General features: G+C 68.6%; 3 protein-coding genes. All 3 read right to left on the minus strand.

Features of this window, described 5'->3' with window-relative positions:
• Nucleotides 1–400: 400 nt before the first annotated feature.
• Complete coding sequence (locus VGE03_RS15340) at nucleotides 401–787, minus strand: copper resistance protein CopC (protein WP_288757103.1); 387 nt, start codon at nucleotides 785–787, stop codon at nucleotides 401–403.
• A gap of 17 nt (nucleotides 788–804) precedes the next feature.
• Nucleotides 805–1,998 (minus strand): copper resistance protein B, encoded by a 1,194-nt coding sequence (locus VGE03_RS15345; RefSeq protein ID WP_331047346.1) that lies wholly within the window; start codon nucleotides 1,996–1,998, stop codon nucleotides 805–807.
• Nucleotides 1,995–3,219, minus strand: a 1,225-nt coding sequence (locus tag VGE03_RS15350) for a copper resistance system multicopper oxidase (protein ID WP_331047347.1), incomplete at its 5' end; no start/stop codon positions are given. The genes VGE03_RS15350 and VGE03_RS15345, both read right to left, overlap by 4 nt.

Consider the following 3,219-nt stretch of genomic DNA (forward strand, 5'->3'; position numbering starts at 1 on the left):
CTGACTCTTTGGCGACTCCGGGAGCGTCCGCTTTCCGGTGTGAGCCAAAGTTTGTTCTGGGGCATTGCAGCCTCGACCTTAGCGCGCTCGACCGATGGTCGTCGGCGGTTGGGCGGAGAGTTCCTGCCGAAATCGTAGAAGTGTCGCTTAGGTTGGTGAACGCTGCTGATTGTGGTTCACGGCCTCTGACGAAGGCCTCGCAGGCGCGCTGTCAGGTGCCAGTGAATGAGCGGGAGCCGAAGACGCATCATTCTGCATCTCGTCGCAGCACGTCATAGCCGCGTCCGCAGCCATGTCCTTGCAACAATCGCAGCCTTCGGCCGCCAGAGCCGCGCCCGCGCTCAGGGTCAGGATCGCGCCGGCGGCGGCCAGCAGGTTGGAAACCCTCATCGTCGTTCTCCTAGTGAACCATGAAGCTGACGGAGCCGGACATCTTGTGGCCGTCCGGGCCTTCGGCGGTCCAGGCGGCCGTGTAGTTGCCCGGCGCGAGGCGCGGAAGAGCCACGCCGACGGTGGCGGCGGCCGGCGCGGCGGGGACAGTGACGTCGACCGGAGCCTGCCCCTCGGCGGAGAGGGCGACGGTCTTGAGGACCATGGCGTGGGGGAAGGTGACGCTGAACCGCTCGGGCGAACCCTGGGTCATCGCGCCATTCGCAGGAACGGTCGTGATGCCGGATTGGGGCGCTGCGGCCTGGGCCGGCATAGCGTGACCCGCATGCGGGTCCTGGGCGGCGGCGGTGCCGGCGAACGCGAGGGCGGCGGTGACAACGAGAGTGCGGATCATCATGGGGTGGTCTCCTTCGGTTAGAACCAGGCCTTGAGGCCGACGACGAAGCGGGTGTCGTCGGTCTCGCCGCCTCGGGCCTCGATGTAATCGGCGGTATCGCCGAACGCGCGGCTCCACTCGATGCCGACATAGGGGGCGAACTCCTTGCGGAATTCGTAGCGCAGTCGCAGGCCCGCCTCGATCGAGGACAGGCCCGAACCGATCTCCAGTTCCGGAATGTCGCTGGCTGAAGCGTCGATTTCGAGGCGGGGCTGAAGGATCAGGCGCTGGGTGATGCGCTGGTCGTATTCGGCCTCGACGCGGGCGGTCAGGTCGCCGTCGGTCGACAGGAAGGCGGCGGCGTCGACTTCCCACCAATGGGGCGCCAGGCCCTGCAGGCCGAGGACCAGATGCGTGGTGTCCTCGCCGTCGGGCCGGGAGTCCTGACGCACGCCGGCCTGAACGTCCCAGAAGGGCGTGACCGCGCGGCTGTAGAGCGCCTGGACTTCAGCCTCCTCGAGCTCGCCGCCGAAGTCGCCTTCGCCCTCGGACTTCCACCAGAAGCGATTGATGTCGCCGCCCGTCCAGCCCTGGACGTCCCAGAGGTAGGTCTCGCCGTCGTCGCCGAAGCCGGCTTCGAGGCGATCGAGAATGACGGCCGTGGTGCGGACGTCGCCGTTTTCGTGAATCAGGGTCCGGCGAGAGGCGGCCATGGCCTCGGCGCCGAAGACGAGATCGGCGGCGTGGGCAGGGCCGGCCAAGGCGGCGGCCGGGAGCGGGTCCTCCGGAGGACGGCCGGGATTGTCGGAGCTGGTCGCCACATCGGGCGGCCCCATGCTCATGGTCGACATGTCATGCCCGGCGTGAGGGTCGGTCTGCGCGGGCGACATGGCCGACATGTCGTGGCCCGCGTGCGGATCAGCCTGGCCGGGCGTCGCCGCCGGCATCTGGTGTCCCGCGTGCGGGTCTACGGGCGCGGGCTGCGCCGGCATCTGGTGGCCTGCATGCGGATCCGCGGCGGGCGGCGTCTGCGCGGGCGGCATGACGTGACCGGCGTGCGGATCCTGCGCCGGTCGGGCCGGCGCCTGTGGCGTGGGCCGCGGTGCTGGCGCGGGGCGCGTCGGCGCCGCGGTCGCCGGCATCGTGTGGCCCGCGTGAGGGTCCTGGGCCTGGGCGCTGAAGGCGCTGGCGGCGAGCACCAGCGGGGCGAGGGCGACGGCGAGGCGGTTCATGACGCAGCTCCGTCCATGGGCCGCACCGTCACAACATTGAACATGCCGGCGTGCATGTGCATCAGCATGTGGCAGTGGAAGGCCCAATCACCGGGCGCGTCGGCGGTCAGATCGAAGGTCACCTTGCCGCCGGGCGCGACGTTGACCGTGTGCTTGAGGGGCTGGTGCCCGGCCGGTCCGCCGGTCACCAGTTCAAAGAAATGACCATGCAGATGGATCGGGTGGGCCATCATGGTGTCGTTGACCAGGGTCACCCGCACCCGCTCGTTGCGCTCGAAGCGGATCGGTTCGACCAGTTCGCTGAACTTTCGGCCGTCGAAGCCCCACATGAACCGCTCCATGTTGCCGGTCAGGTGGATCTCCATCGTCCGAGACGGGGGGCGCGGGTCCTTGTTCGGCTGGAGCGACACCAGGTCGGTGTAGACGAGGACGCGATGATCGACGGTCGTGAGACCGATCGGACGCTCACCCAGACGGTTGGCGGGGTCCATGGCGATCGCATCGACGCCGACGCCCACCGCCATGTCGGGCGGAGCGTTCTCGGGATCGCGCATGTTCATGCCCGACATGGACATCCCGGCCATCTCGCCGGCTGCGGGCGCGTTCTGGGTCGGAGCGGCGTGGTCCATGCCGGACATCGCGTCATGGTCCATACCGGACATGTCGCCCATCGCGCCGTGATCCATTCCGCCCATGCCCATGTCGCGCATGGTGAGGTTCGGGACCTCGCGCAGGGGAGGGACCTCGGCGGTCATGCCCAGGCGCGGCGCCAGGGTTGCCCGGCCCATCCCGGACCGGTCGATGGCTTCGGAGACGATGGTGTAGGCGCGGTCCTCGGTCGGCTGGACGATGACGTCGTAGGTCTCGGCGACTGAAATCTGGAACTCGTCCGTCTCGACCGGGCGCACGTTCTCGCCGTCGGCCTGCACCACGGTCATCGGCAAGCCCGGGATGCGAACGTTGAAGATGGACATGGCCGAGGCGTTGATGATGCGCAGCCGCACCCGCTCGCCGGGCCGGAACAGGCCGGTCCAGTTCTCCTGCGGCCCATGGCCGTTGATCAGATAGGTGTAGGTCGATCCGCTGACGTCGAGGATGTCGCGCGGGTCCATCCGCATCTGGCCCCACATGCGCCGTTCCTCCAGGCTCATGCGGTCGCTGCCGTCCATGAGCCCCGCCAGCGTGGTGCGCTGCTGGTTGAAGTAGCCCGGGCTCTTCTTC

This window comes from Brevundimonas sp. (genome assembly GCF_036400995.1).
Classification (GTDB): Bacteria; Pseudomonadota; Alphaproteobacteria; order Caulobacterales; family Caulobacteraceae; genus Brevundimonas.

Coding starts and splice junctions, on each gene's coding strand:
- VGE03_RS15340 (WP_288757103.1), bottom strand. CDS start 787: ATGATGATCCGCACTCTCGTTGTCACCGCCGCCCTCGCGTTCGCCGGC.
- VGE03_RS15345 (WP_331047346.1), bottom strand. CDS start 1,998: ATGAACCGCCTCGCCGTCGCCCTCGCCCCGCTGGTGCTCGCCGCCAGC.